This window comes from Paenibacillus sp. P36, assembly GCF_045866505.1.
Taxonomy (GTDB): domain Bacteria; phylum Bacillota; class Bacilli; order Paenibacillales; family NBRC-103111; genus Paenibacillus_E; species Paenibacillus_E chondroitinus.
Map to the genome: position 1 here is coordinate 3,502,988 of NZ_AP038372.1, position 26,571 is coordinate 3,529,558.

The window sequence follows — 26,571 nt, forward strand, 5'->3', positions numbered from 1 at the left end:
GGTATTATGGGTAAAATCCAGCTTTTAAGCGAACATATCGCGAACCAGATTGCCGCAGGGGAAGTGGTGGAACGCCCTTCCTCCGTCGTCAAAGAGCTTGTTGAGAACTCGGTCGATGCAGAGAGCACACGGATTGATGTAACCATCGAAGAAGGTGGGCTGCAGTTGATTCGCGTGTCCGATAACGGGACCGGTATGGCGCTCGAAGACTGTGAATTAGCCTTTCAGCGGCACGCGACGAGTAAAATTGCGACAAGCAAAGATTTATTTTCGATTCGCACATTGGGTTTCCGCGGCGAGGCATTGCCAAGTATCGCGTCGGTCTCCCGACTGGAGTGTGTGACGAGCTCTACCAATGATGGTTTAGGGCGGAAAATCTCCATCGAAGGCGGGACCATTCGGACGGTTGAAGAAACAGCCGCTTCGCGCGGGACCGAAGTGACGGTAAGAGATTTATTTTATAACACGCCTGCACGCCTCAAATATATGAAAACGATCCAAACTGAGCTAGGCCATATTTCGGACTATATGTACCGGTTAGCGCTAGCTCACCCCGGCATTGCCTTTTCGCTTAAGCACAATGGCAATATGCTCCTGCAAACGCTGGGCAACGGCGATTTGCTTCAAGTGATCGCCGGCATATACGGCACAGCCATCGGCAAGCAAATGCTTCCACTCCAAGTGGATAGCTTGGATTACACCATCACGGGCTTCGTTGCGAAGCCCGAAATGACGCGCGCGAATCGCGGCGGCATATCGACCATTGTGAATGGCCGATACGTCCGCAATTTCGCGCTGAATCAAGCGCTGCTGCAGGGGTATCATACCCTGCTGCCGATCAACCGCTTCCCGGTTGCCGTGCTGCAAATCGGGATGGACCCAGCCCTGGTGGATGTGAACGTACATCCATCCAAGCTTGAGGTCCGCTTCAGCAAAGAAGCGGAGTTGACCGCTCTAATCGAGGCGGAGGTCAAACGCTTATTCGGCCGTCAGGTACTGATTCCTACGGGAAGCAAGCCGTCAGCCCCGAAGGGCGCGTATATTCAGGAGCAGCTCGATCTCACGCGAACGATTGAACCGTTAGCAGCACCGAATCCTAGCGTAGCAAAAGTAATGGACATTCCGGTGGAAACGGATGCTCCGCGGGCTCAAATCAAAGAGAGCGTGACGTCTTACAAACCTGAGCAGCAGAAGCCTGTATTTGATCCGCCGGCAAGAACGGCAGAACCCCAATCATGGTCTCCTCCTTCGGATATTCAGAGGCATACAGCCAGCCCGAGTCCGTCCTATTCCAATAGGACCTCATCAACGCAGGCGGCCAGCTCATATTCGCCGGCAGCCGCAAATCCAAGACAAGTTTCGATTCAGCAGCAGCGCCGCACGAATGAAGCCTTCATGGATTTGCTGCCTTCGAATGAAGAGAGCGAACAGCCGAAGCTGCCTGCTTTTCCAAATCTAGAGCCCATCGGCCAAATGCATGGCACCTATTTGATTGCACAAAATGGCGATGGCCTATACTTAATTGATCAGCATGCTGCACATGAGCGGATTAATTATGAATATTATTATGAGCATTTTGGCAATCCTGCTGAGGCAAGCCAAGAACTGCTTGTTCCGATAACACTGGAGTTTACGCCTTCAGAGGCTGGGATTCTCGCGGATCGATTGTCGCTTTTTGAACAAGCCGGCGTGTTTATGGAAGCATTTGGCGGCAATACGTTCCTGGTTCGCGCTCATCCTCACTGGTTCCCGTCAGGGGAAGAAAAAGGCATCGTAGAAGAAATGTGCGAATGGGTGCTTAGCGAGAAGAAGGCCGTTGATATCGCCAAACTGAGAGAGAAAGCAGCGATTATGTGTTCCTGCAAAGCCTCCATTAAAGCGAATCAAGGGCTGAGTGTCTTAGAGATGGAGACCCTTATTGACCGTCTTGCGGGCTGCCGAAATCCGTATACATGTCCGCACGGACGACCTATTGTTGTTAGTTTTACGACCTATGAACTGGAAAAAATGTTTAAGCGAGTGATGTAACCCCGTGATTGTAACGACATCTTTTGATCCTTCGGTTGAGATAGTTAGCAAAGCAGGACGATTGGCTGATACTTATGGCGGCCGATTCGTCCCCCGAAGGAAGTATTCTTTGGAACATCTTAGGAAAAATAATAAGGATTCTGCCCTTCTGCTTGTGACCAGGGAAGAGATCAGGTACTATGAAGATGACCATCCTGCAGCTTTTTTCCATCCCAGTATGGCACTCGTTCGCGTGAAGCGTATGCTTAGAGGTGAAACAGATCTATTGGTTGAAGCCTCAGGTGCGGCAAGCGGTGATGTTATTGTGGATTGTACAGCAGGTTTAGCGTCAGATTCGATCGTGTTCTCCTTCGCCGTCGGCGCGCAAGGACGCGTTACTGCCGTAGAAAGCGAAGCCATTCCGGCCATGTTGATTCAAGAGGGCTTAGCGCTCTACGAATCAGAGGTTGCGGAGCTTAACGAGGCCATGAGGCGCATATCGGTCATCAAGCAACATCATCTTGCCTATTTGCAACAATTAGGTTCAAAAAGCGTGGATGTTGTATACTTTGATCCGATGTTTCGCAATCCCATCGAAGAATCCCAAGCGATTTCTCATCTTAGAAGGAATGCGAACGATGAGGCCGTCACGCTGGATTCTATCGAAGAGGCCAAGCGTGTTGCACGCAAAAGCATTGTGCTCAAAGAAAACAGAGACAGCAAGGAATTTGCGCGTCTTGGTTTTGAGCATGTATTACGATCGACGACCAAAACAACGTATGGAGTGATTCGACTGTGTTAGCCCCATCAGCCAAGCCGAAATTACTCGTGCTTCTTGGTCCCACGGCAGTTGGCAAGACCAAGCTTAGTTTAGAAATTGCCCAGAAGTTCGGGTGCGAAATTATTTCCGGAGATTCCATGCAGGTCTACCGGGGGATGGATATTGGAACAGCCAAAGCAAGCGAAGCTGAACAGCTCCTTGTTCCGCATCATTTGATTGATATTCATGATCCTTCCTACCCCTTTTCGGCAGCGGAATTTCAAGAACGTGTGAAAGCATTAATCCTTGATATCCACTCGCGTGGAAAGCTTCCATTTATCGTTGGCGGTACAGGCTTATATATTGAATCCGTCTGTTATAACTATCAATTTACAGATGTCAGTATGGATGAGGCGTTCCGTCTCGAGCAGGAGGCCTACGCGATTGAGCATGGCGACGAAGCCTTGCACTTAAAGCTGCGTGAAATTGATCCAGAAAGCGCAGACCGCCTGCACGCAAATGACCGTAGACGGGTGATTCGGGCTATGGAAATCTATCATGTCTCCGGTGAGACCATGACTTCCCATTTGGCCGCCCAGAAAAAAGAGTCCCCGTACGAACTATGTATCATTGGACTGACGATGGATCGTGCGCTTCTCTATAAGCGCATTGAAGAGCGCATCGACGAGATGATGCAAGAGGGACTCGTGGAAGAGGTTAAGTCGATTTTGTCCGCAGGTTGTCCGAAGCAGGCTATTTCTATGCAAGCACTTGGCTACAAAGAAATCGTCAGCTATTTGGAGGGCGAGCTCACTCTTGATGCGGCTGTGACGCTGCTGAAGCGAGATACACGCCGTTTTGCCAAGAGGCAGCTGTCCTGGTTCCGGCATATGAAAGATATCAACTGGGTGGATGTAACGGAGCCGGCAAATTTTTCTGCCCATTTCGAAAAGATTAGTGATATACTAGCAGGAAAGTTTGTACATAAAATTGAATATAATTAACAAATATGACCACTAGAAAATAGCGCCGTCAGGCGATAGTTTCATTCCATTAAGGGGGACCTACTGATGAACCGATCCATTAACATTCAGGACAACTTTTTAAATCAACTTCGCAAAGAAAGCATTCCCGTAACCGTCTATCTTACGAATGGGTTCCAAATCAGAGGGCTTATCCGCGCTTTTGACAATTTCACGATTATCATTGACAGCGAAGGCCGTCAGCAAATGGTGTACAAGCATGCCATTTCTACGTTCACGCCGCAACGCGCTGTTTCTTTAATGGCTGCAACGGAAACAACGGAATAATATTCCTTTACTCGTTTGGTTTTGCAACTTTTTAATGGACTGAACCGTCTAACCGAATAGACACTTGTGGGAGCAACCTTGTTTAAGGTTGTTCTTTTCTTGGTTAATAGATAAAGAATTGTACAACGAGGGAGTCGGTGGATTTGGAGAGACCTACGAATAAACAGTCAACAACGAATACCAAAACGAAACCACAAGGCAAGAAGAAAGGTCCTAAAAAGAAGAAGTTTAATTTTCGCAAATTAATCTTAGGTACCATTATAGCAACGATATTGGCAATCATTTGTGCAATGGCTATTTATATTGTCGTTATTATGAACGGCTTTAAGATTCTGGAAACGAATATCGATAAAATCGAGACGACGACGGAATCAACCCTTATTTATGCGCAGGAAGAAGGCAAGGATGCACAGCCTAAGGAAATAGCCAAGATTTATAAAGGCGAGAACCGGGAGAGCGTGAACATCAAAGATGTTCCGGAACGATTGAAGCAGGCGTTTATTGCGACGGAAGATCGCCGCTTTGAGCAGCACTCCGGTGTAGACTTCTGGGCGATTGGCCGAGCGCTGGTTAAGGACGTTATTCATATGAGCGCGGTTGAAGGCGGGAGTACCATTACCCAGCAGTTAGCCAAAAACGTGTTCCTCAGCTCAGAGAAAACAGCGTTCCGTAAAGGAACAGAGATGTCCATTGCGTTTGCTTTGGATGAAAAGTACACCAAGGATGAAATTCTTGAGCGTTATTTAAATCGCATTTTCTTTGGCAGCAATGCTTATGGCATTAAAGCGGCAGCCAAGGTTTACTTTGGCAAGTCCAATTTAAATGACTTAGAGATATGGGAAATGGCTACATTAGCCGCTTTACCGAAGGCACCATCGAAATACTCGCCGTTAGCGAATCCGGATCTGTCTAAGGAGCGAAGAGGAGTCGTGCTCAAATTGATGGCAGATCAAGGTTATATAACAGAAGCTGAACGTGCGAAAGCAGCTGCTGTGGATTATACACCTCCTGCGGCGGCCGCTACGAGCACCAAGGATTACGCCAGCTACGTGGATTACGTGATGAATGAAGCGGAAGATATGTACGATATTGATGAAGATGAATTGTTGACGAAGGGTTACCGCATCTACACAACGATGAATACGAAGGCGCAACAAATCATGGAGACAACCTACGCGAATCCGAGCTTTTTCCAGAAGGATGCTACGGATGGACAGAAAATTCAAAGCGCGATGGTTATTGTAGACAACAAAACAGGCGGTTTGATGGCGATGATTGGCGGCCGTGATTACAAATCGCGTGGATTCAGCCGTATTTATTCCAAAAGGCAGCCGGGTTCTTCTTTTAAACCAATCGCTGCATACGGACCTGCCCTAGAGAGCGGGGATTATACGCCATATTCCATATTGGATGATTCTCAAACTTCATTCGGGAATGGGACTTATTCGCCACGCAACTATGACCGTGTAACACATGGTCAAGTCACGATGCTTGAAGCCGTGAAAAAGTCGTATAACTTGGCTCCAGTCTGGCTGCTAGATAAAATGGGCGTAAATGCAGGAATCAATTTTGCTAAAAACCTGGGTATCCAGCTAAATCCTACGAAAGACAGAAACTTGGCTATCGCCCTTGGAGGTCTTACGGATGGGGTTTCACCATTGCAAATGGCAACTGCCTATTCAGCCTTCGCAAACCAAGGATCACTCAACAAAACCCATGCGATTCTTCGCATAACGGATGCTCAAGGGAAAGAAATCGCTGCTTATAAAGCAGAGAAGAAACAAGTGATTCAGCCGAAAACCGCTTATTATATGACCCTGCTTCTTCAAGGAGTTGTCGAAACAGGCGGCACAGGTACGAAGGCGAAATTCAATCGTCCTGTTGCAGGTAAAACAGGGTCAACCGGTTTGGATATTAAAGGTATCGAGCAGTATGACCGTGACGTTTGGTTCGTTGGTTATACGCCGGAGTGGACGGCAGCTGTGTGGGAAGGCTTTGATAAGGTAGATTCGAAGCATTACGTGACCGTCGGAAGCGGAGGCACGGCGGGAATTTTCAAAGAGATCATGTCCAAGTCGCTGGACGGCGTTCCTATCACCAATTTCGTAAAGCCTGCGAATGTGCCGACACCAACGGAGACGCCTACAGGAGTTACCGATCTAACGGCTGTTTATGAGATTGATAAGAAATCTGTTAAACTAACATGGACACCGGTTGGCGAGAAGACGAGTTATAATGTGTACCGTAAGGGTTCAAAGGAGACGGATGCTAAACTTCTGATCCAATCACCTACGCCAATCGTGAATGATTCGTCGGTATTCAGCGGGGAAACGTATCAGTATTATGTTGTTCCGTTCAGTGCAGACACGAATGTCGAAGGCGCTAGATCGAACGTGGCTTCTGTGGATGTTCCTAAGGATGACACGCTTCCGGACGGAACGAAGCCGTCTACATCACCGGGAGTGTCACCTACGCCTTCACCAGGTAATGGGATGGACCCGACAAATCCAACGCAATCACCGGGAACGAAGCCTACACCTACACCAACGCCGGGTAACACGGTCAAGCCAGGTGGAAGCCCGAGTCCTAGTCCAAGTCCAACTCCGAGTTCAAGTCCGAATTCAAGCAATGGACCAAGTCCGACACCTACGCCACCAACCAAACCGGGAAATGGAACTCCGGATAAACCGAAGGATGGCAAGCCGGATGGGGAACAAGTCATTGTTCCCAAGACGCCGTAATGCAGCTATTTGAAACCCACCACTAGACGGAGGAATTTACAATGAACTTGCTTAAACCAGCGAAACTATTACCACTCACATTGATCGCACTTACGATGCTTGCTTCGGCCTGCGGTAACAAACCAACGGAAACTGCTGGCGGTACAGCTACGCCAAAAAGCGGCGCCACAGCGCCGGCTGCTTCTGCTGCTGCCTCACCAGCGGCTACTGCAGCGGCAAAGCAATGGAGCAAAGCTCCGGATATGACGATTGATACAAATAAAAACTATCAAGCGGAAGTGACGACGTCGAAAGGCTCATTCACGATTGATCTTTATGCGAAGGAAGCTCCCAAAACGGTTAACAATTTCGTGTTTTTATCCAAAGAGGGCTTCTACAATAATGTGACGTTTCACCGTATTATCAAATCATTCATGATTCAAACAGGGGATCCGCTAGGAACGGGTACGGGCGGACCTGGCTACAAGTTTGCGGATGAGCTCAAAACCACGCACAAATACGAGCTCGGTACAGTCGCAATGGCGAATTCTGGTCCCAATACGAACGGTAGCCAGTTTTTCATCTGCTCAGGTGATGATTGCGCGAACTTGAACCAAATGCCGAACTATACCATTTTCGGGAAAGTGACGCAGGAGAGTATGGCAACAATAGCCAAAATTGCTGACACCCCTGTAGAAAAAGGCGGAGAACCTACGCCAAGCAAACCGAAAGAAAAGGTAACGATCAATTCCATCACGATAAAGGAAAAATAGAATAAATTACAATGTATTGACATTACAATGGAAAGTTTGACGGGAGGGATGCCGGGTGAAACAACCCTGTTTATTGTTCCACGGATTTACAGGTGGGCCTTATGAAGTTGAGCCGTTAGCTCGGCATTTGCGTGAACGCGGTCAACTTTGTAAGGTGCCGGAGCTCCCATGGAATGGGGATGCCAATAACCAACTGAAAACTTCCCGCTGGGAAGATTGGGTGAGGGCTGCCGAAGAGCAAGCGGAGAAAATGACGCAAGAATACGGCGAATTTGACATGGTAGGCTTCTCGATGGGTGGTTTGCTGGCAGCGTATTTATCCGTGAGATATCCGATTCGCAGACTCATTTTATTAAATACGGCAGTGATTTATGTAAGTCCAGGCCGGATGCTGGAAGTGATGCGTGATGAATGGAAATATGAGCGGAAAATTTCGCTCGACAAGGCCAAATCAACACCACTGAGAGCCACTTGGCAGTTTGCGCGGCTAGTTAACAAATTAAAGCCCGAACTGAGTCAAGTGAACATTCCTACGCTAATTGCACAATCCGAAAAGGATCAAGTGATTCATCCACAAAGTGCGCGTTATATTTATAGCAAAGTGAAGGGTCAACGTGAGCTCCATTGGCATCCGAGATCCAACCACCTCATTTGCCATAGCGATGATGCGGCTGCATTGTTCCGGCAAGTAAGCGCATTTTTGGATAAGGAGCACCTGGATGACAGCCAAATCAAATATGAACCATAAGCAACGAACGGTTTCCCCAAAACCGCGCAAAGCTGCGAAACCATCTTCAAAAGCGGGTCAAAAGTCAAAATTTCGCAGAAGGCTAGCTTATTTTTTCCGAACATTTATCGTTTTGTTCCTACTCGGTGTAGCTTGGATCATTTACGTACAGTGGAAGGTGCAAGTCGCTCCAGACCAAGTTTTGCCTAAGCAGGTTGACGTCGGCATTGTATTAGGAGCATCGCTGCGTCAAGATATTCCAAGCCCTGGGCTTCAGGAACGGTTAGATTTAGCTGTTAACTTATATAAACAAGGAAAGTTCAAACAACTAATCGTAAGCGGCGGTTTGGATCATAATGGCTCTAAACTGACTGAAGCAGAGGGCATGCGCAATTATTTAGTCCAAAAGGGGCTGCCCGCCAAAAGCATTCTGATCGAACCACGGGCGACAAGTACGTACGAGAATTTGTTGTTCTCCAAGCAAATTATGGACGAGCAGGGCCTTGTGAGCTCTATCATTGTGACGCACTCTTATCATGGCTCGCGATCGCTTGATATTGCGGAAACGGTAGGATTGAAAGAGCCGCTCGTTTCATCCATCGATTCCAAAGTCCTGTTCATGCCGTATCATGAAGCTAGAGAAACGCTTGCTTATACGAAATGGATATGGGACAAGCTGCTGCTCAAGGTAGGCGTCTAAGTGGATCGGACTCCAGTTCCGCTGAGATGCACGTTAAACCGAAAAGAACCGTCAGGATGTGGATTTCCCTGACGGTTCTTCTTATTCTTTAGCCGTTAACAATTGTTCCACCATTAACGTGCAGCACCTGACCCGCCATATAGGAGGAATCCTCGCTGGCCAGGAAGACGTAGCTTGCAGCAAGTTCACTTGGCTGCCCCGCACGCTTCATTGGCGTCGTTGAGCCGAAGGTCGCGACTTCCTGCTCCGTGAAAGTAGACGGAATCAACGGTGTCCAGATTGGACCCGGCGCGACGGCGTTCACACGAATGCCCTTAGCGTTCAGCTGCAAGGAGAGGGAACGTGTGAAAGTAACAATCGCGCCTTTCGTGGCGGAATAGTCGATTAACTGCTCATGACCATGATAAGCTGTGATGGAAGCCGTATTGATAATGGCGCTTCCCGATTTCAGATGGGGGAGTGCCGCCTTGGTTAAATAAAATTGTGAAAAAATGTTCGTTCTAAAGGTTCGTTCGAGTTGCTCGGAGGTCACATTCTCGATGCTTGGCTGCGGATGCTGCTCGGCGGCGTTATTAACAAGAATATCAAGTTTCCCGAATTGTTGAACGGCTTGCTCGATAATCTTCTTGCAAAAGTTCTCATCGCCAACGTCACCTGCGACATGGAGACATTTACGGCCTGCCTTCTCCACATGCCGCTGCGTTTCTTCCGCATCTCCGTGTTCATTGAGGTAGACGAGCACGACGTCGGCGCCTTCTTTGGCAAAGGCTACCGCAACTGCCCGGCCTATCCCGCTGTCGCCTCCGGTAATTAATGCGACTTTATCCTTCAGCTTGCTGGCTGCTTTGTAAGCAGCGTTGTCAAACTCAGGACGCGGGTTCATTTGTGACTCAATGCCAGGTTGTGTATTTTGATGCTGTGGTGGAAAAACAGGTTTTGGCGTAGTAGCTGTTGCCATGCACTTAGACTCCTTTCATATCCTTAACAAATTCTTAGTTAGGATGATGCAAAGGGGGCCAAATCATACTTCATTCGGTAATGATAGCGGTACTTGGTTTGGTAACCAAGTTTTTCATATAACGAAACAGCGGTCGTATTGGAAGCGACAACTTGCAAATATTGCTGGGTTGCGCCATGCTCCAGACTCCAAGACGAGAGGGCGTGCAGAAGATAGTAACTCAGACCTTGGCCTCGCTCTTTCTCGCTTACAACCACATTCAGAAAGCCGGCATATTCACCTTCGACGATAGCTGTGGCGACGGCAATAATTTGATGATCTTTTTTTAATTTTACAAAACCTTTAGTTTGGGAGATTCGATCACATATTCCTTTGTAGCAGTCTTTGAGCGTTTTGTCGTAACGTTCAAGTTCAAGAAAAGCATCCAACCATTCCTCATCCACTTGGCTGATCCATTCGGTCGTAATCGACAAAGGGGGTTTCAGCAAAAGTTTCTCCTGTGCGAATGTGGCCGTTTCTTGTGCGTTAGCAAACATCATGAGACATGGAAGCTCAAAGGCATACCCTTGTGCATCCAACATCTCGTCCAACCCAGGAGGCGATGCATCGCTAATATGAAAAATGGCAGGAAGGCCTTTATCGGCATAAAATTGTTCGATAAGCGGCAGCCAATTGGCGGTTTTCGGATAATCACCGATGGCAAGCACACTATTGGCACGTTTCGTGACACCTTGGGTGGCTCGCAATTGCCAATTATCAATATAAGCGGTAATTTCGGCAGGCCATGTGTTGGACGCAATCGTATCGATTTCATTGTAAAAAGTGATGGAATCGTTCATCAAACGTAGACTCCTTTCGATTCTTTCGAGGTATTTTAAATAAATATACATATTAATGCATAAAAATACAATATCAAAAGTGGAAAAAAACAGTCCATTGATGTAAGCTATGAAACAACGGAAAGTTTAAGGCAAACTGGCAACAGGAGTGGATGATTTGGAATTTATCATACGAGTGGCGCGTTCCGAAGACTATGAGGCAGTCAACGCCATCATCCGTTTCGGCCAAGAGGAGCACGCGGCTGCTCTGCCTAAGTATTTTGCAAGATTGGATCGCGTCGTTGCCATGGGCTGGTACCGCAGCTTTTCCGATCAGGTGAACAAGGTCATATGGGTCGCTGAGACAAGCGGGCAAGTGGTCGGTGTAGCGATGCTGGAGATGAAAAAAAGCCCATCCTATGAGGCGCTGGTGCCACGCTCTTACGCCTATTTAAACGAACTAGCAGTATCTCCTGACTTCCAGCGGCAAGGCGTTGGAACATTGCTCTATCAAGCATCGGCAGAGTGGGCGCGGGACCATGGGGCTTCCTCCCTTGAGCTTAATGTGTGGGAATTTAATGAGAGCGCCATCGCTTTCTATCGTTCTTTGGGCATGTCCACACTCAATCGAACGATGACGTCCGATTTATCTAACTAGCTAAAGGAGCATATGCATGCGATTTATAGATAACGAAGGAATTACAGATCCACGGATCAACTTGGCAATAGAGGAATACGCGTTAAGGCATCTTCCTGATCAGGATAGTTACCTGCTTTTTTATATGAACGAACCATCCATTATTATTGGCAAAAATCAAAACACGCTGGAAGAAATCAATCCGGAATATGTAAAAGATCATAACCTGCATGTCGTTCGCAGACTATCCGGCGGCGGAGCTGTGTACCATGATTTAGGCAATTTGAATTTTAGCTTCATTACCAAAGATGACGGGAATTCTTTTCACAATTTTCAAAAGTTTACGGAGCCTGTCGTAGAAGCCCTTCGCAAACTCGGGGTAGAAGCGGCATTAACAGGACGAAATGATATCCAGGTCGGTGAACGTAAAATTTCAGGCAATGCGCAATTTGCAACCAAGGGCCGGATGTTCAGCCATGGCACGCTTTTATTCAACTCTGAGATCGAAAATGTCGTGTCTGCGCTCAAGGTTAGCCCGGATAAAATTCAATCCAAGGGGATTAAATCGATTCGCAGCCGAGTCGCAAACATCGTTGAGTTTCTGGATGCTCCGTTAACAATTGAAGAATTCCGTTTGAAACTGTTAGCTTCTATATTCGGGATGGAGGCATCGCAAGTGCCGACGTACAAGCTTTCAGATGAAGACTGGCGCCAAATTCGCAGTATATCCGAAGAACGTTACGGGAACTGGGACTGGAACTATGGCAAATCGCCGAAGAGCACGGTTCAGAACTCCAAACGCTTTGAAGGTGTTGGGAAATTGGATGTACGGTTAGCAATAGAAGAAGGCCAAATTCAAGATATCAAAATTTACGGCGATTTCTTCGGCGCTAGTGATGTAGCTGAGCTGGAAGAAGTGCTGCGCGGCTCCCGTTACGAAGAAAAGGCTGTACGAGAGCGGCTGGAAGGCGTCGAAATGCGGCGTTACTTTGGCGCTTTGGAGCTTGACTCTTTCGTTGCTCTGCTCATGTTAACTTAAGTAATTGTGATTCATCCTGGGGGAGGAAGATCCGGTAATGACGAAACTATATTTGATCCGGCACGGGGAGACGCTCTGGAACGAGGAGCGACGCATGCAGGGGCATATGGATTCACCGCTGTCTGCTTTAGGCGAGCAGCAAGCTTTATGGTTGTCCTACGCTTTAAAAGATGTTCCCTTTGAAGCTATGTACGCAAGCACCAGCGGTCGAACGCTGCAAACTGCACGTATTATCAAGGGGGATCGCGATCTGGCGATTCAACCTTCAGATGAATGGCGGGAAATGAATTTAGGCGACTGGGAGGGGCGCATCTCGGATGAAATTGAGCGATTAGACCCCGATAATTTCCATGCCTTTTGGCGTAATCCTGAAGCGTATCGTCCAGCGCGAGGTGAAACCTATTCGGATCTGCAGAAAAGGGTGACCCCGGCACTTGAACAATTGCTTGCAGCACACGAGGGGCAGACGATTGCGCTGGTCTCACATACCGTCACGCTGAAAGTCATTATGGCTTATTTTGAGCGGAGAGGACTTGCTGAGCTTTGGAATCCGCCCTATTTTCATCCAACGTGTTTAAGTCTAGTTGAAATCGTAAATAACGAGCTGCATATCCGTCTTCATGCAGACACTTCGCATTTTCAAGATGAAGCCTTCGGGTACTAACATTCAACAATTAGGAGGAATCGACAATGATCCTGGAAGTAGCCATTTTACCTGTGATTGCCGGGAAAAATACAGAATTCGAAGCGGCATTTCGCGAAGCATCATCCCTTATTTCGTCCATGAAAGGTTATGTTTCGCATGAGCTGCAGTCATGTATCGAAGATGGGAACAAATATCTGCTCTTGGTGCAATGGGAGACGCTTGAGGACCATACCGTAGGCTTCCGAGGCTCAGCAGAGTACCAGGAATGGCGCAAGCTTCTGCATCATTTCTATGATCCTTTCCCGGTTGTAGAGCATTACACGCTGACGCAAACTTATGGCAAATAAAGCAGATAAGCTTCCGACTTGGTTCGGAGGCTTTTTCTCTTGGTATAAGCTCTAACGATCGGTCTAAAAAACGAGGAATGAGCGTAGGATGGATAGATACCATCCATCGAAACCAACTTGTAAACGAGGTGATCCTCATGAGTGGTCGGAGCTTGCCATCCAGACAGATCAACATCGTCTTGCGGCAGCCAGAGCAGCGGCGAGCGGTTGATAGCGCCGGCGACCAGCTTCATGCTTCGCCGCAGGCCGAAACAGAACCGCAGCAAACCGGAAAAAGGACGCCGCTTGAGGGTCCGTTATCGGATATTTTTAAAGAGCTGAATCAATTGATAGGGCTTGATAATGTCAAAGAATTGGTGCATGAAATCTATGCGCTGCTCCAAATTTCTCAATTCCGCGCAGAGGCAGGATTAATCAGCAATGCGCATGTGTACCATATGATTTTCAAAGGGAGTCCCGGAACGGGGAAAACGACGGTAGCCCGGCTGATGGGACGCATGTTTCACGCAATGGGTGTGTTAAGCAAGGGGCACTTTATTGAAGTGGAACGGGCAGATCTCGTAGGTGAATACATTGGACATACAGCTCTGAAGACGAGGGAATTGATGAAAAAAGCGATGGGCGGGATCCTGTTCATCGATGAAGCCTACAGCTTGGCGCGCGGAGGGGATAAAGACTTCGGGAAGGAATCGATCGACGCGTTGGTCAAAGGTATGGAGGATAAAAAAAATGATTTTATTCTGATTCTCGCCGGCTATAGCGACGAGATGGAGCAATTCCTTGCTACGAATCCCGGGCTGCCTTCCAGGTTCCCGATTCAAATTGATTTTGAAGATTATCCCATTGAACAATTAATTCAGATTACGGAACTTATGGCCAAAGACCGTGAATATGTGCTTATGCCACAAACGGTAATGAAACTTAAACAGCATTTGATGGAGGAGAAGGCAGCGACTTGGCGGGCTTTTAGCAATGCAAGATATGTTCGCAATATTCTGGAGAAGGCGATGAGGCATCAAGCGGTGAGGCTGCTCAGTCAATATGTGAATGCTCCTTCCAAATCGGAATTAATGTCGATACGACCCGAAGATATGAAATTTAAATGAACATTTGGAAAGCTGTTTAACTTTTTTAAAGTTAAATGGCTTTTTTTCTTGTTGAAATGAATTGACAGGTTGAAAGAATGGAGTAAAATAGACAGAGCAATTAGATATTGATAATGATTATCAGTCTTAATCGGATTGGTGATTGATTGGCCAAGGAGGCTTTTGCTATCATGCCTAAAATGTTTATTGCTAGCTGGATCGCATTGGTCTTATTTTTAACGGTCCCCTTTTCTGTTTTCGCTAAAGCAGAGGATGACCTCGCGAAAGAAGACGAGAGTATTGTGCGTGCTATCCAAGCTGCAGAGAGCGGGAAGATGGAAGAGGCTTCCAAACTGTTCGATACGTTTCAAATGAACTGGTTGTCTTATGAAGGAGGCGTGAAGGAACGCTCGTTTGCGGCTTATCAGAAGATTGAGCAGGCGATGGGTGAGGTATCCTTTCAAACGGTAAAGCAGCCCATCGATGAGCAAAAGCTTCTAACGGGCTTGAAAGAGCTTCACACGCTAAATAAGAACTTTATCGAAGGGAATTTGGATGCTTTCGGTCAAGCTTCTAAGGGCGATGGCCAAGTATCGGTTGCTGATTTGGTTGCACTTTTGGACAAAGCAGCCGGACAGTTAAAAGAGAACGATGTGGAAGGGGCTTCGGCCAGTATTCAAACGCTTCGAGATTCTTGGCTGCAGATAGAGGGGATTGTTCTTACACAGTCTTCCGCTGTTTATACATCCATGGAAAGAGACATGGTCACAGCCTATGCACAGCTGTCTGCGTCGCCTGCTCAAGTCAATGAAGCTTCAGCAACGATTGCACGTATGCATGCAGATCTGAATCCGTTAGCTGCCAAAACCAGATACACCATGCTGGATGCAACGACGATATTGCTGCGAGAAGGGCTTGAAGCTTTATTAGTCGTCATTGCCTTGCTCGGGTTTCTAAATAAATCGGGTCATAGTGATAAAAAACAATGGATTTGGTACGGGGTGCTCGGCGGACTACTGGTAAGTATCGCTCTAGGCATCGTCGTTCAGCAGCTGTTCTCAGCTAGCGCTTTTGGCAATAACAACTTTTTAATTGCTGGCTGTACCGGCATTTTCTCTGCGGTTATGCTGTTATATATGAGTTATTGGTTGCACAGCAAGTCAAGCATTTCGAACTGGCAAAAATACATAAGAGATCAGAGCGTCAAAGCGCTTGCGACAGGGAGCTTGGTTTCATTAAGCTTGTTGGCTTTCCTGGCAGTTTTCCGCGAAGGTACAGAGACGGTTCTCTTCATGATCGGAATGGCATCCTCGATTTCATTGACCTCTTTGGTCAGTGGCATCGCCATTGGTGTAGTCATTCTGATTATCGTGGCATTCCTTATTTTAAAAGTCGGCTTGCATATTCCGATGCGGCCTTTCTTCCTGGTTTCCAGCTTTTTCGTATTTTATCTGTGCTTCAAGTTTGCCGGTATGGGCGTCCACGGTCTGCAGCTAGCCGGTTATCTGCCTGCTACGACGGCATCTTGGCTGCCTAGTTGGGATTTCGTTGCTCTTTATCCGACATTAGAGAGTGCGATTCCTCAATTTATTCTTCTCATAGCGGCATTGTTCACCGTCATCTGGGAACGCCTAAAACTGATTCAAAACAAAAATCGTACGGTCTATAAATAATTTTTTAATCGAAAAGGGGCACTCATTCATGAAAAAGAAACTTATTATTTTAGCGGCAGCAACAACGCTAGTACTCGCAGGCTGCGGAAAAACGGAAACAGCGGAGGTTACGAAAGTGCCTTTTAAAGAAGGTTCCGCTGCGCTCCTTACAAGCATTGATCAACTAAAAGGCCAATTAGATGCCAATAAAATTAAAGATGCGAAGAAGCTGTCAACACAATTGGAAGATCAATGGGCCAGCTTCGAGGACGAAGTGAAACCGAAATTCCCGGAACTCTATTTTAAAGTGGAGAAATTTTTGATTACTTTGGAAGCCGGTTTGAAACAAGACAAGTTGGATTATCCGACATTATCAGCGCTCAACACGAACGCGAAAGCAGCGATGGCGGAGTTAACGACAGCTTTTACGGAGAATAAAGGAGCCGTCAATAAAGAGGTCATCGAGGCTTCCAAAGAGCTTCAAGAAGCAGCGAAAGCTTATAATAAATATGTACAAGATCAAGGGAAACAACTTGTTACCCTATTGGAACAGCTTGATGCAGCAGTGAAAAGCGGGGATCTGAAAAAAGCGCAGGAAGCTTATGGACAGTCCCGTATGCCGTATGAAAGAATTGAACCGATCATTGAGACATTCAGCGAGTTGGACGGCGTGATGGATGCTCGTGTAGACGATTTCAAGAACGAAAAAGATCCGGCATTTACAGGCTATCACCGAATTGAGCACTTGCTTTTTGTGAAAAAGAATGTAAAAGATGCTGAACCATTCTCTGCCCGCTTACTGGAAGACGGCAAGAAAATGCAGCAGGCAATCGCAGCTACAACAATCGAACCTTCAGACTTTATCGCTGGTGTCGGGGAACTGATGGAGGAAGCGCAGTCCAGTAAAATTACAGGTGAAGAAGAACGCTGGAGCGGAGCTACCGTGCCTGTTATCCGGGCGAATGTTGAAGGCACCCAAGCGATTTATGATCTTGTCAAAGGTGAACTGAAGAAGAAAGATGCAGCCTTAGATGAGAAAATTTCAAAGAGCTTGGCAGCTGTCATAGATACAATGAACACATTGTCGCCAGTTGGACCAACGTGGAACGATTTTGGAAAACTTGATCAAGCCAAACAAGTTGATTTGAAAAATAAATTGGAAGCTTTGGCAGAGCCTCTGGTAAAAATGCCGGGAACGTTAAGTAAATAAACGAGCGGAGAGGAGAAGCGGCAATGGCGGATAAAATGAATCGCAGAGCTTTTTTGGGGATGACTGCGGCAGGAGCAGCGGGAATCGTGCTCGGTGATTTGCTGGGGAAAGCGCAAGGAGCGGTTCCTAATGCGGCAGAGACGAATGTTAACAAAGCCAATGTTGAGAGTGAAACGATCTCTTTTTATGGCACTCATCAAACGGGTGTCGTAACGCCTGCTCAGAACTTTGCCAATGTGGTGGCTTTCGATGGATTCCCACATTCGCCTTTCGAATCCGCGCACAGGCGAGAATTCCGAACGTGAACGTATTTTGCGAAGAGGCTATAATTTCATGGAGAACCTGGACAGCGTTGGACGGTTAAGCGCCGGTTTGTTGTTCGTATGTTTCAATCGGAACATTCAGACGCAGTTTGAATCGATTCAGAAAAGGCTGACGAATCCGAAGCTTCCCGATCAAATGCTAGCTTATACGGATACGACAGGCGGCGGTTATTTCGCTGTGCTTCCTGGTGTTCCTTCGAAAGGTTCCTACTTAGGCCAAAGTTTATTTGCGTAACATTTGTGGAAAGATACCGGAAGGCCACGTGCCTTTCGGTTTTTTTGATTATCATGGCTATAATTGAATTTTCCTTCACAGTAAATTGACTTTCCCAAGCATTTCCTACACAATAATGAAGGAATCTGCCGATTTTAGTGGATTTCAATCGTGATAGTGCAAGGTAAAGGAGAACAATTACTTATGAAAACAACTTCACATATGGTTGAAAAAGAAATCGATGACCGTGCTGTGCTTGTAAGTCTGGTCACACAAAAGCAGAAGCGCAATGAAGCGATTGCTGAGTATTCGCTGCAGGAGCTCGTGAAACTGGCTGAAACCGCCGGTGTGCAGGTTCTGGAAACCATGACTCAGAACAAAGAGACGAAGGATAGCAAATGGTTCATTGGTAAAGGGAAAGTGGATGAACTCAAGGCAATGCTGGAAGAGTTGGGAGGCAACACGGCGATATTTGATCAAGAGTTATCGGGTGCTCAAGTCCGTAATTTGGAAGCGGCTCTCGACGTCAAAATCATTGATCGCACACAGCTTATTCTTGATATATTCGCGCAGCGTGCGAAGACGCGTGAAGGCATTATCCAGGTTGAGCTGGCACAGCTCAGCTATTTGCTTCCTAGGCTTTCCGGCCAAGGGAAGAACCTTTCCAGGCTGGGCGGCGGTATCGGTACGAGAGGGCCTGGGGAGTCCAAGCTGGAGACAGATCGCCGGCATATCCGGGGGCGTATAGACGAGTTGAAGGCGCAGCTTGAAGAGGTCGTTCGACATCGTACGCTGCATCGGGAGCGCAGGAAGAAGACCGGTGTGTTTCAGGTTGCCCTGGTCGGCTATACGAATGCCGGCAAATCAACCTTATTGAAACAATTGACGCAAGCAGACGTCTATATTGAGAATCAGCTTTTTGCTACATTAGACCCGACATCACGGACAATGGAATTGCCAAGCGGCAAAGAGATCGTTCTTACAGATACCGTAGGTTTTATTCAAAACCTGCCGCATGATCTGGTTGCTTCATTCCGTGCTACATTGGAAGAGGCTAATGAAGCCGATCTCATTCTTCATGTCGTTGACAGCTCCACAGATATGCGCAACGAGCAGATGCGCGTCGTAGGCGAGGTGCTTCAGGAGCTTGGCGCTCATCAGAAGGAACAGCTTACGATTTTCAACAAAATCGATGCATGTTCTCAGGAAGAGCGAGAAATGCTGACGACTGAAGGAGAGTTTCTGAAGATCAGCGCTTTCGATCAAGCGGATTTGGAACGTTTGCGGATCGCTATTCAAGAGAAGCTGATGGGGGAGAGCAAAGAGTTCCGTATTCCAGCTAATAAAGGAGACGTTATCTCTTTGATGTACCGAATCGGCGATGTTCTTGAGACGGATGTGGACGGCGAGGATATGATATTCAAAGTCCGTGTGAACAAAGATGATTATGTAAAAGTAGCGTATCAGCTGGTTGCATATGACCAGCAAGCGAAACAAGGGCAGCAAGTGGACAGCGAGGGAGAGATTTATTAATCATGCAATTTGGGGATAAAGTCATGTCGTTGATGGAAAGTGCTGAACGCCAAGTCGAAAGCGCTTTTCGTCACATTGAAAAAACAATCGATCTGAATCAATGGAAAGTGATCAGCGCTTTTCAGAAACATAAAGTAAGTGATTACCATTTCGCCTCCTCCACTGGTTATGGGTACAATGATCGCGGCAGAGAGGTGCTCGATCTTGTGTATGCGGATAGCTTCGGGGCAGAGGCAGCGCTTGTTCGACCGCATTTTGTGTCAGGAACGCACACGATTGGGACTGCATTGTTCGGTGTGCTTCGACCAGGCGAACATCTACTTTACATCACAGGGAAGCCTTATGACACCTTGCATAAGGTGATTGGCAAGCCTGGCGACGGTACAGGCTCACTGCAGGACTTCGGCATAGGCTATGATGAGGTAGCCTTGCTGGAGGATGGATCGCCCGACTGGGCGGCTATCGCTGCAGCTATTCAGCCGAACACGAAGGTGATCGGCATCCAACGCTCGCGCGGCTACTCGTGGCGGCCGTCGTTCACAATCGAACAAATCGGAGAGATGGTCCGATTCGTCAAAGAAATAAACCCTAATCTTATCGTTTTCGTCGATAATTGCTATGGGGAGTTCACCGAGCTGCAGGAGCCGACACAGGTTGGTGTCGATCTGATGGCTGGCTCACTGATCAAAAACCCCGGCGGCGGCATAGCCCCATCCGGCGGCTACATAGCCGGGCGGCAGGATCTCGTGGACCTCGCCGCCTATCGATTGACCGCCCCTGGCATCGGGGGCGAGGTCGGGGCCATGCTCGGTGCAACGCGAGCCATGTTTCAAGGGCTATTCCTTGCCCCGCATCTCGTCGGGCAAGCGGTTAAGGGCTCGGTGTTCGCAAGTGCCGTATTCGAACAGCTGGGCTTCGAGAGCCATCCGCGTTGGGACGCGCAGCGGACGGATTTAATTCAAGCGATCCGCTTCACGTCGGCGGATCATTTGATCACGTTCGTGCAGGGCATCCAGAAAGCGGCTGCCGTGGACTCGCACGTGGTGCCTGAGCCGTGGGATATGCCCGGCTATGAGCATCCCGTCATTATGGCGGCCGGGACCTTCATCCAAGGCGGCAGCCTGGAGCTGTCCGCCGATGCTCCGATTCGCGAACCGTTCATCGCTTATATGCAGGGAGGACTTACCTATTCACATTGTAAGTTAGGGGTGCTTACGGCAATCCAACATATGGTAGACAAGGGATTGCTTTGAAAAATAAGACTGTGAACAAACCTTACACTCCTTGACACGTTTTTGTTACTTAGGTACAATATAGGAGAGTTACTTAACTTTGCAGGAGTGATTAGCATGAGTGATGAAATACGTAGAAATATGGCGTTATTCCCAATCGGGATCGTCATGAAGCTGACGGATCTAACCGCAAGACAAATTCGATATTACGAGCAGCATGAGCTTATTATTCCAGCCAGAACTGGCGGCAATCAACGACTCTACTCCTTTAATGATGTTGAACGACTACTTGAAATTAAAGATTTGATTGAAAAAGGCGTGAACATCGCAGGGATCAAGCAGGTGCTCATCCCAGTCGATAAAGATTCGGAAGATGCTACGATTTTGAACGAGCATACGGAAGTTAAGCGTAAGGAACTAACCGACTCCCAACTGCACAAAATGCTTAAACAGCAGTTGATAGGCGGGGGCAAGCGTCCGGATCAGGTTTCCCTTATCCAAGGTCAGCTTTCCCGGTTTTATAAATAACACTCCGTAAGCGCTTGTAAAATGAGAGGAGAATGAACGTGACTTACAACAACAACTATACCAAAGAAGATATTTTGCGCATTGCTAAAGAACAAAATGTTCGCTTCATTCGCTTGCAGTTTACGGACTTGATGGGAAGTATCAAAAACGTTGAGATTCCTTTCAGCCAGCTTGAAAAAGCGTTAGATAACAAAATGATGTTTGACGGCTCTTCCATCGAAGGTTATGTGCGGATTGAAGAATCAGATATGTACCTGTACCCGGATTTGGATACTTGGGTAATCTTCCCTTGGGTAACGGAAAGCAAAGTGGCTCGCTTGATCTGCGATATCTACTTGCCGGATGGCCGTCCATTCCCTGGCGATCCTCGCGCTATCTTGAAAACAGCACTGAAGCAAGCCGAAGAACTTGGCTACACAGCGATGAATGTTGGTCCTGAACCGGAGTTTTTCTTGTTCAAAACCGATGAAAAAGGCAATCCGACGACTGAACTTAATGATCAAGGTGGATACTTTGATTTGGCTCCGATGGATCTTGGTGAAAACTGCCGTCGCGATATCGTGCTAACGCTGGAAGAAATGGGCTTTGAGATTGAAGCATCTCACCATGAAGTAGCTCCTGGTCAGCACGAAATCGACTTTAAATATGCGGATGCAATTAAAGCGGCTGATCAAATTCAAACGTTTAAACTCGTTGTTAAAACGGTTGCCAGACAGCATGGTCTGCATGCTTCCTTTATGCCTAAGCCATTATTCGGCATGAACGGTTCTGGTATGCACTGTCACCAATCTTTATTCAAAGGTGAAACCAACGCATTTTACGATGAGTCCGACAAGTTAGGTTTAAGTAATGTTGCAAGACATTATATGGCAGGTGTACTTCGCCATGCCCGTTCCTTTGCAGCCATTACGAATCCGACTGTTAACTCCTATAAACGTCTCGTGCCTGGCTACGAAGCACCTTGTTACGTTGCATGGTCTGCGAGCAACCGCAGTCCGATGATTCGTATCCCGGCTTCCCGCGGCTTAAGCACGCGCGTTGAAGTTCGTAATCCGGATCCAGCGGCGAACCCATACTTGGCGCTTGCTGTTATGCTTGCAGCTGGTCTGGACGGCATCAAAAACAAAATGCAGCTGCCTCCTCCAACGGATCGCAACATTTATGTGATGACGGAAGAAGAGAGAGAAAGCCAAGGCATCCCAAGCTTGCCACTCAACTTGAAACAAGCTTTGGACGAGCTGCTGCGCGATGATGTGATCTGTGATACGCTTGGCGAACATGCTTTAGCACATTTCTATGAGCTCAAAGAAATTGAATGGGATATGTACCGCACCCAGGTTCACCAATGGGAAAGAGATCAATATCTGTCCCTATACTAGGATCATCAGCAATGTTTGAAAATTAGATAAGATAGCCCGTCATGATTCAGGTAAATCCTGAACTGATGGGCTTTTTCATGCGAAGGAGCAGGTACTCATGGATAATTTTTTAGTCAACTTAGAGAAATATGCGGAACTAGTGGTAAAAATTGGCGTTAATTTGACCAAAGGTCAAGACCTAATGATCGAGTCACCGATGGAATGCGTGGACTTGACGCGCCTAATTGTTAAGAAAGCTTATGAGGCTGGTGCGAACTATGTGCAGGTGAATTGGCAGGATGATTTCCTGACGCGTGCGCGCTTAGAGACGGCTCATGATGATGCACTCGACTACTACCCAGTGTGGTACACGGATATGTTGGAGCGTTTTGTTGAAAATGGCGGCGCACTTCTGAATATTAAGGTGCCAGATCCAGATTTGTACGCCGGTATTGACCCTGGCATGATTTCCAGAGCTTCAAAGGCGATGGCAACAGCACGTTCTAAGTATCAAAAATATGTAAGAACGAGCACGTTCAGCTGGTGCTTGATTAAAGCTCCAACTGCTGCTTGGGCATCCAAAGTGTATGCGGATCTTCCTGAAGAAGAGCGGTTGGATGCGATGTGGGATGCTATTTTCCGTTTTAATCGAGTGTATGAAATTGATCCGGTTAGCGCATGGCGTGCACATATTGAGCAGTTGAAACGCGTTCGCAAGGTACTAAACGATAAGCAATATGCAGCGCTGCAATATCGGGCTGCAGGGACTGATTTGCGCGTAGAGCTGCCAGATGGCCACATTTGGCTTGGCGGGGATAAAGCGAACGCAAGAGGGATTCGCTTTGTTGCGAATATGCCGACGGAAGAAGTATTTACGATGCCCAAACGGACAGGCGTTAATGGGACGGTAACAAGTACCATGCCGCTGAATGTGAATGGCGCATTGGTTGACAAGTTTTCGTTCAGGTTCGAAGACGGGAAGGTCGTAGATTATAAGGCAGAGGTCGGCCATGAGCATTTGACCAGGTTATTGGAGATGGACGAAGGCGCTCGTTATTTAGGCGAAGTCGCGCTTGTTCCCTATGATTCGCCGATATCCAATCTAAAACGGATTTTTTACAATACAGGCATTGATGAAAATGCCTCTTGCCATCTTGCTTTGGGTAGCTGCTATCCAATCAATATGAAGGATGGGGCTTCTTTATCCAACGAGGAGCTGAAAGTAAGAGGCGGGAACACAAGTCTGATCCACGTGGATTTCATGATCGGGACGGCTGATCTTGAGATTGGCGGTGTGCTTCAGGATGGCAGTTTGGAACCTATTTTCCGTCAGGGGAATTGGGCGTTAGCATTTTGATTAGTAAGAAAACCGAGGGACGAATTGTCCTTCGGTTTTCTGTCTTTATAGGAGGAACTATAGTCCCTTATTTGCGAGAAAAAGCACATTATCCACTAGTGAGGGGAACTGAAGTTCGCTATTTTGTTGATTTCACTGGTAGAATGATTGTTGGACGTCAAATAAAGACCTGTAGTTCCTCTACGAGATTAAAATGGCTATATTTCTCCAAATAGAGTATTACAGTTCCCTTATCCTGTTTCGTAGACCCTTAGCTGGATTCGCTCGCACCTAAAAAGGACCGTCAGGCTGATTCACCTGACGGTCCTTCTTAGTCTTACATATCGCGGAATAATCCGATGACTCGGCCTAGAATCGTAACATTCTTCAGTAGAATGGGTTTCAAAGCAGAGTTTTCCGGTTGAAGGCGGATATGATCCTTCTCTTTGTAAAAACGCTTGACCGTCGCTTCATCGTCTTCCGTCATCGCGACAACGATGTCACCGTTGTTCGCTGTTTGCTGCTGCTTGACGATGACATAATCACCGTTATGTATGCCGGCTTCGATCATACTGTCTCCCATGACGCTAAGCATAAACACATTGTTATCTCCGACCATGCTGACTGGAAGAGGGAAGTAGTCTTCGATGTTCTCTGTCGCCGTAATCGGTACCCCGGCGGTAACTTTACCTACGAGCGGAACACGTGCAACGGAAACAGCGAAATGAGTTTCGGCACCGTCTAAGCCAAGAATCTCGATAGCGCGAGGTTTGGTTGGATCACGACGAATCAAACCTTTCTTCTCAAGACGCTCCAAATGACCGTGTACGGTTGAACTGGAGGCTAGTCCGACAGCCTCGCCGATTTCGCGTACGGAAGGCGGGTAACCCTTATCTTTCACTTCGTTCTTAATGTATTCTAAAATAGCTTGTTGACGCTGCGAAATCTTACTCAATAGTTATCACTCCAATACTGGGAATCATTACCCAAAGTATAACATAGAACCCGAGTTCGTACAAACATAAGTTCGAATAAATCGTTGACTCAAACATGTGTTCGTGTTATTCTAAAAACAGAACAAATGTTTGGGGGATGATTATTCATGTATATGGCCTACTCACACACGACCAATTCACGCACACCTCATAGATCAACTGCCGCGTCCAAAGGGATTGCAACCAAATCACGTAATACGAAAACAATCATTCGATTTCTTTTTATTGCATTAATTCTGGGGACTGTGTTCTCATTCGGTGCCATGGTACAAGCATATGCGGCGGCGTCTTCACCGACGAGCAGTGTATTAAATAACGCTGAAACTAAGAAAGTTGTCCAGGAGCAAGTTGTCATTCAAGAGGGGGACACGCTCTGGGGCATTGCGACTGCTCATAAGAAAGATAGAGAGAACATTCGTTCCTATATAGATGAGATTAAGACGAAAAATCATTTAACTACGAGCTCCTTGAAAGAAGGACAGGTTTTATTGCTCCCTTAATCAGTACTTTCCTATGGAATGGAAATAGACGAATAGAGGCTAGGAATTATTCCTATGTCTCTTTTTGTTGTTTTCTTGACATTCCACTAGAGGGATGGCAAAGTAATAGTCATATTGAATTTTTGAACTGGAGGATCACTATGAGTGACAGTATGGAAAAAACCATCGAACGCATTAATGAGCTTGCTCGTAAAGCGAAAACCGTTGGCTTATCGGATGCGGAAATCGATGAACGAAATGAATTGAGAAAAAAATATATTGAGGCTTTCCGAGGCAATCTTAAAGTTCAACTTGATTCCATCAAGTTTACGGACGAAGAGTAGTTGCTTTTTCACATAGAAACAACATTCAAAGGGGAAATGAATGATGACGTTGAAGGCTGTACTTTTTGATTTAGATGATACGCTCTTGTGGGATGACCGCAGTGTACAGGAAGCTTTTGAAGCAACTTGCGTGGAAGCAGCGAAACACGCGGCAGTGAATCCGGAAGAATTGGAAGCCGCTGTTCGTAAAGAAGCCCGTGCTTTATACGAATCCTATGAACCTTTTCCATTCACCAAAATGATTGGAATTAATCCATTTGAAGGGCTTTGGGCTAATTTCACACAAGGTGAAAATGAGAATTTTCGCAAGTTGGAAGCATTAGCACCAGGTTATCGCACTGAAGCGTGGACTCGCGGGCTTCGCGCGTTAGGCGTAGAAGATGCAGAGCTGGGGTACAAGCTGGGCGAGCTTTTTCCTGCTGAACGCCGCAATCGTCCCTATGTTTATGAAGAAACTTTCCGTGTGCTGGACGCATTGAAGGGTAAGTACAAGTTGCTCCTCCTAACAAACGGATCACCTGATCTTCAAAAAGAAAAATTAGCTGGCGTGCCAGCCATTACGTCCTATTTCGATCATATTGTCATTTCCGGGGAATTTGGAGTGGGTAAACCGGATGTTTCTATTTTCCACCATGCGCTGGAACTTCTAGGGATTCATGCGGATGAAGGTATCATGATCGGTGATAAACTGACGACGGATATTCTCGGTTCCGGACGTGTAGGTATGCGCAATATTTGGATTAATCATCATGGGCTACAAAGTGGAGATGAGATTGTTCCTGCGAATGAGGTATCGCGCTTAGAGGAAGTTTTACCGATTATCGCTAATGCTTAATACAG

28 protein-coding genes are annotated in these 26,571 nt (G+C 47.0%); 25 read left to right on the plus strand and 3 right to left on the minus strand.

Going from position 1 to position 26,571, the window contains the following annotated elements; all coding sequences use genetic code 11:
• The first annotated feature begins 6 nt into the window (after positions 1–6).
• From mutL to ACKTT9_RS15595, 8 genes are all read left to right on the plus strand, one after another.
• Positions 7–2,028 carry a DNA mismatch repair endonuclease MutL gene (gene mutL, locus ACKTT9_RS15560; RefSeq protein ID WP_407872262.1) on the plus strand — a complete coding sequence of 674 codons (2,022 nt, stop codon included), beginning with the start codon at positions 7–9 and terminating at the stop codon, positions 2,026–2,028.
• A gap of 109 nt (positions 2,029–2,137) precedes the next feature.
• Positions 2,138–2,809, plus strand: a complete 672-nt coding sequence (locus ACKTT9_RS15565; protein WP_407872263.1) for a class I SAM-dependent methyltransferase — start codon at positions 2,138–2,140, stop codon at positions 2,807–2,809.
• Positions 2,803–3,771 (plus strand): tRNA (adenosine(37)-N6)-dimethylallyltransferase MiaA, encoded by a 969-nt coding sequence (gene miaA / locus ACKTT9_RS15570; protein ID WP_407872264.1) that lies wholly within the window; start codon positions 2,803–2,805, stop codon positions 3,769–3,771. The genes ACKTT9_RS15565 and miaA overlap by 7 nt, the downstream gene beginning before the upstream one ends.
• Before the next feature lie 66 nt (positions 3,772–3,837).
• A complete protein-coding gene (gene hfq, locus ACKTT9_RS15575; RefSeq protein ID WP_127451633.1) occupies positions 3,838–4,077 on the plus strand; it encodes an RNA chaperone Hfq in 240 nt (79 codons plus the stop codon).
• A 143-nt stretch (positions 4,078–4,220) separates the two neighbouring features.
• Positions 4,221–6,818, plus strand: a complete 2,598-nt coding sequence (locus tag ACKTT9_RS15580) for a PBP1A family penicillin-binding protein (protein WP_407872265.1) — start codon at positions 4,221–4,223, stop codon at positions 6,816–6,818.
• 41 nt (positions 6,819–6,859) lie between these two features.
• On the plus strand, positions 6,860–7,570 hold the full coding sequence (locus tag ACKTT9_RS15585) for a peptidylprolyl isomerase (protein ID WP_407872266.1): 711 nt from the start codon (positions 6,860–6,862) through the stop codon (positions 7,568–7,570).
• 55 nt (positions 7,571–7,625) lie between these two features.
• A complete protein-coding gene (locus ACKTT9_RS15590) occupies positions 7,626–8,318 on the plus strand; it encodes an alpha/beta hydrolase (protein ID WP_407872267.1) in 693 nt (230 codons plus the stop codon).
• A complete protein-coding gene (locus ACKTT9_RS15595; RefSeq protein ID WP_407872268.1) occupies positions 8,290–8,997 on the plus strand; it encodes a YdcF family protein in 708 nt (235 codons plus the stop codon). The genes ACKTT9_RS15590 and ACKTT9_RS15595 overlap by 29 nt, the downstream gene beginning before the upstream one ends.
• Positions 8,998–9,085: 88 nt before the next feature.
• Here ACKTT9_RS15595 and ACKTT9_RS15600 read toward each other — a convergent pair whose 3' ends face one another.
• Both ACKTT9_RS15600 and ACKTT9_RS15605 read right to left on the minus strand, forming a co-directional pair.
• A complete protein-coding gene (locus ACKTT9_RS15600) occupies positions 9,086–9,955 on the minus strand; it encodes an SDR family oxidoreductase (RefSeq protein WP_407872269.1) in 870 nt (289 codons plus the stop codon).
• 38 nt (positions 9,956–9,993) lie between these two features.
• Positions 9,994–10,794, minus strand: coding sequence for a GNAT family N-acetyltransferase (locus ACKTT9_RS15605; protein ID WP_407872270.1), 801 nt, complete (start codon positions 10,792–10,794; stop codon positions 9,994–9,996).
• Between the two features lie 157 nt (positions 10,795–10,951).
• Here ACKTT9_RS15605 and ACKTT9_RS15610 point away from each other — a divergent pair, with 157 nt between their 5' ends.
• The 14 genes from ACKTT9_RS15610 (at position 10,952) to ACKTT9_RS15675 (ending at position 23,934) form a co-directional block, all read left to right on the plus strand.
• Positions 10,952–11,431, plus strand: coding sequence for an N-acetyltransferase family protein (locus tag ACKTT9_RS15610; protein WP_407872271.1), 480 nt, complete (start codon positions 10,952–10,954; stop codon positions 11,429–11,431).
• Between the two features lie 16 nt (positions 11,432–11,447).
• Positions 11,448–12,449, plus strand: coding sequence for a lipoate--protein ligase (locus ACKTT9_RS15615; RefSeq protein WP_407872272.1), 1,002 nt, complete (start codon positions 11,448–11,450; stop codon positions 12,447–12,449).
• A gap of 37 nt (positions 12,450–12,486) precedes the next feature.
• Complete coding sequence (locus ACKTT9_RS15620) at positions 12,487–13,113, plus strand: histidine phosphatase family protein (protein WP_407872273.1); 627 nt, start codon at positions 12,487–12,489, stop codon at positions 13,111–13,113.
• 26 nt (positions 13,114–13,139) lie between these two features.
• Entirely contained in the window at positions 13,140–13,442 is a 303-nt protein-coding gene (locus tag ACKTT9_RS15625; RefSeq protein ID WP_315949476.1) for an antibiotic biosynthesis monooxygenase, read from the plus strand.
• A 137-nt stretch (positions 13,443–13,579) separates the two neighbouring features.
• Positions 13,580–14,548 carry an AAA family ATPase gene (locus tag ACKTT9_RS15630; RefSeq protein WP_315949477.1) on the plus strand — a complete coding sequence of 323 codons (969 nt, stop codon included), beginning with the start codon at positions 13,580–13,582 and terminating at the stop codon, positions 14,546–14,548.
• Positions 14,549–14,718: 170 nt separating this feature from the next.
• Complete coding sequence (locus ACKTT9_RS15635) at positions 14,719–16,200, plus strand: FTR1 family protein (RefSeq protein ID WP_407872274.1); 1,482 nt, start codon at positions 14,719–14,721, stop codon at positions 16,198–16,200.
• A gap of 28 nt (positions 16,201–16,228) precedes the next feature.
• Entirely contained in the window at positions 16,229–17,389 is a 1,161-nt protein-coding gene (locus tag ACKTT9_RS15640; protein ID WP_407872275.1) for an imelysin family protein, read from the plus strand.
• 23 nt (positions 17,390–17,412) lie between these two features.
• Positions 17,413–17,694, plus strand: coding sequence for a twin-arginine translocation signal domain-containing protein (locus tag ACKTT9_RS15645; protein ID WP_407872276.1), 282 nt, complete (start codon positions 17,413–17,415; stop codon positions 17,692–17,694).
• Complete coding sequence (locus ACKTT9_RS15650; RefSeq protein ID WP_407872277.1) at positions 17,639–17,947, plus strand: Dyp-type peroxidase; 309 nt, start codon at positions 17,639–17,641, stop codon at positions 17,945–17,947. Before ACKTT9_RS15645 ends, ACKTT9_RS15650 begins: the two co-directional genes overlap by 56 nt.
• 183 nt (positions 17,948–18,130) lie before the next feature.
• A complete protein-coding gene (gene hflX, locus ACKTT9_RS15655) occupies positions 18,131–19,459 on the plus strand; it encodes a GTPase HflX (protein ID WP_407872278.1) in 1,329 nt (442 codons plus the stop codon).
• A 32-nt stretch (positions 19,460–19,491) separates the two neighbouring features.
• Entirely contained in the window at positions 19,492–20,712 is a 1,221-nt protein-coding gene (locus ACKTT9_RS15660; protein ID WP_407873047.1) for an aminotransferase class I/II-fold pyridoxal phosphate-dependent enzyme, read from the plus strand.
• 96 nt (positions 20,713–20,808) lie between these two features.
• The gene (locus ACKTT9_RS15665) at positions 20,809–21,219 is read left to right on the plus strand and encodes a MerR family transcriptional regulator (protein ID WP_127451665.1); all 411 of its coding nucleotides are present in this window, start codon (positions 20,809–20,811) and stop codon (positions 21,217–21,219) included.
• 38 nt (positions 21,220–21,257) lie between these two features.
• On the plus strand, positions 21,258–22,598 hold the full coding sequence (glnA, locus tag ACKTT9_RS15670; RefSeq protein ID WP_407872279.1) for a type I glutamate--ammonia ligase: 1,341 nt from the start codon (positions 21,258–21,260) through the stop codon (positions 22,596–22,598).
• A 97-nt stretch (positions 22,599–22,695) separates the two neighbouring features.
• Entirely contained in the window at positions 22,696–23,934 is a 1,239-nt protein-coding gene (locus tag ACKTT9_RS15675) for an aminopeptidase (protein WP_407872280.1), read from the plus strand.
• A 316-nt stretch (positions 23,935–24,250) separates the two neighbouring features.
• Here the strand turns inward: ACKTT9_RS15675 and lexA are convergent, their stop codons facing one another.
• Positions 24,251–24,868, minus strand: coding sequence for a transcriptional repressor LexA (gene lexA / locus ACKTT9_RS15680; RefSeq protein ID WP_127451671.1), 618 nt, complete (start codon positions 24,866–24,868; stop codon positions 24,251–24,253).
• A gap of 147 nt (positions 24,869–25,015) precedes the next feature.
• Here lexA and ACKTT9_RS15685 point away from each other — a divergent pair, with 147 nt between their 5' ends.
• The 3 genes from ACKTT9_RS15685 (at position 25,016) to ACKTT9_RS15695 (ending at position 26,566) form a co-directional block, all read left to right on the plus strand.
• Positions 25,016–25,408, plus strand: coding sequence for a LysM peptidoglycan-binding domain-containing protein (locus ACKTT9_RS15685; protein ID WP_407872281.1), 393 nt, complete (start codon positions 25,016–25,018; stop codon positions 25,406–25,408).
• 140 nt (positions 25,409–25,548) lie between these two features.
• Entirely contained in the window at positions 25,549–25,731 is a 183-nt protein-coding gene (locus ACKTT9_RS15690) for a DUF896 domain-containing protein (RefSeq protein WP_407872282.1), read from the plus strand.
• A gap of 43 nt (positions 25,732–25,774) precedes the next feature.
• Positions 25,775–26,566, plus strand: a complete 792-nt coding sequence (locus ACKTT9_RS15695; RefSeq protein WP_407873048.1) for an HAD family hydrolase — start codon at positions 25,775–25,777, stop codon at positions 26,564–26,566.
• The last annotated feature ends 5 nt before the right edge of the window (positions 26,567–26,571 follow it).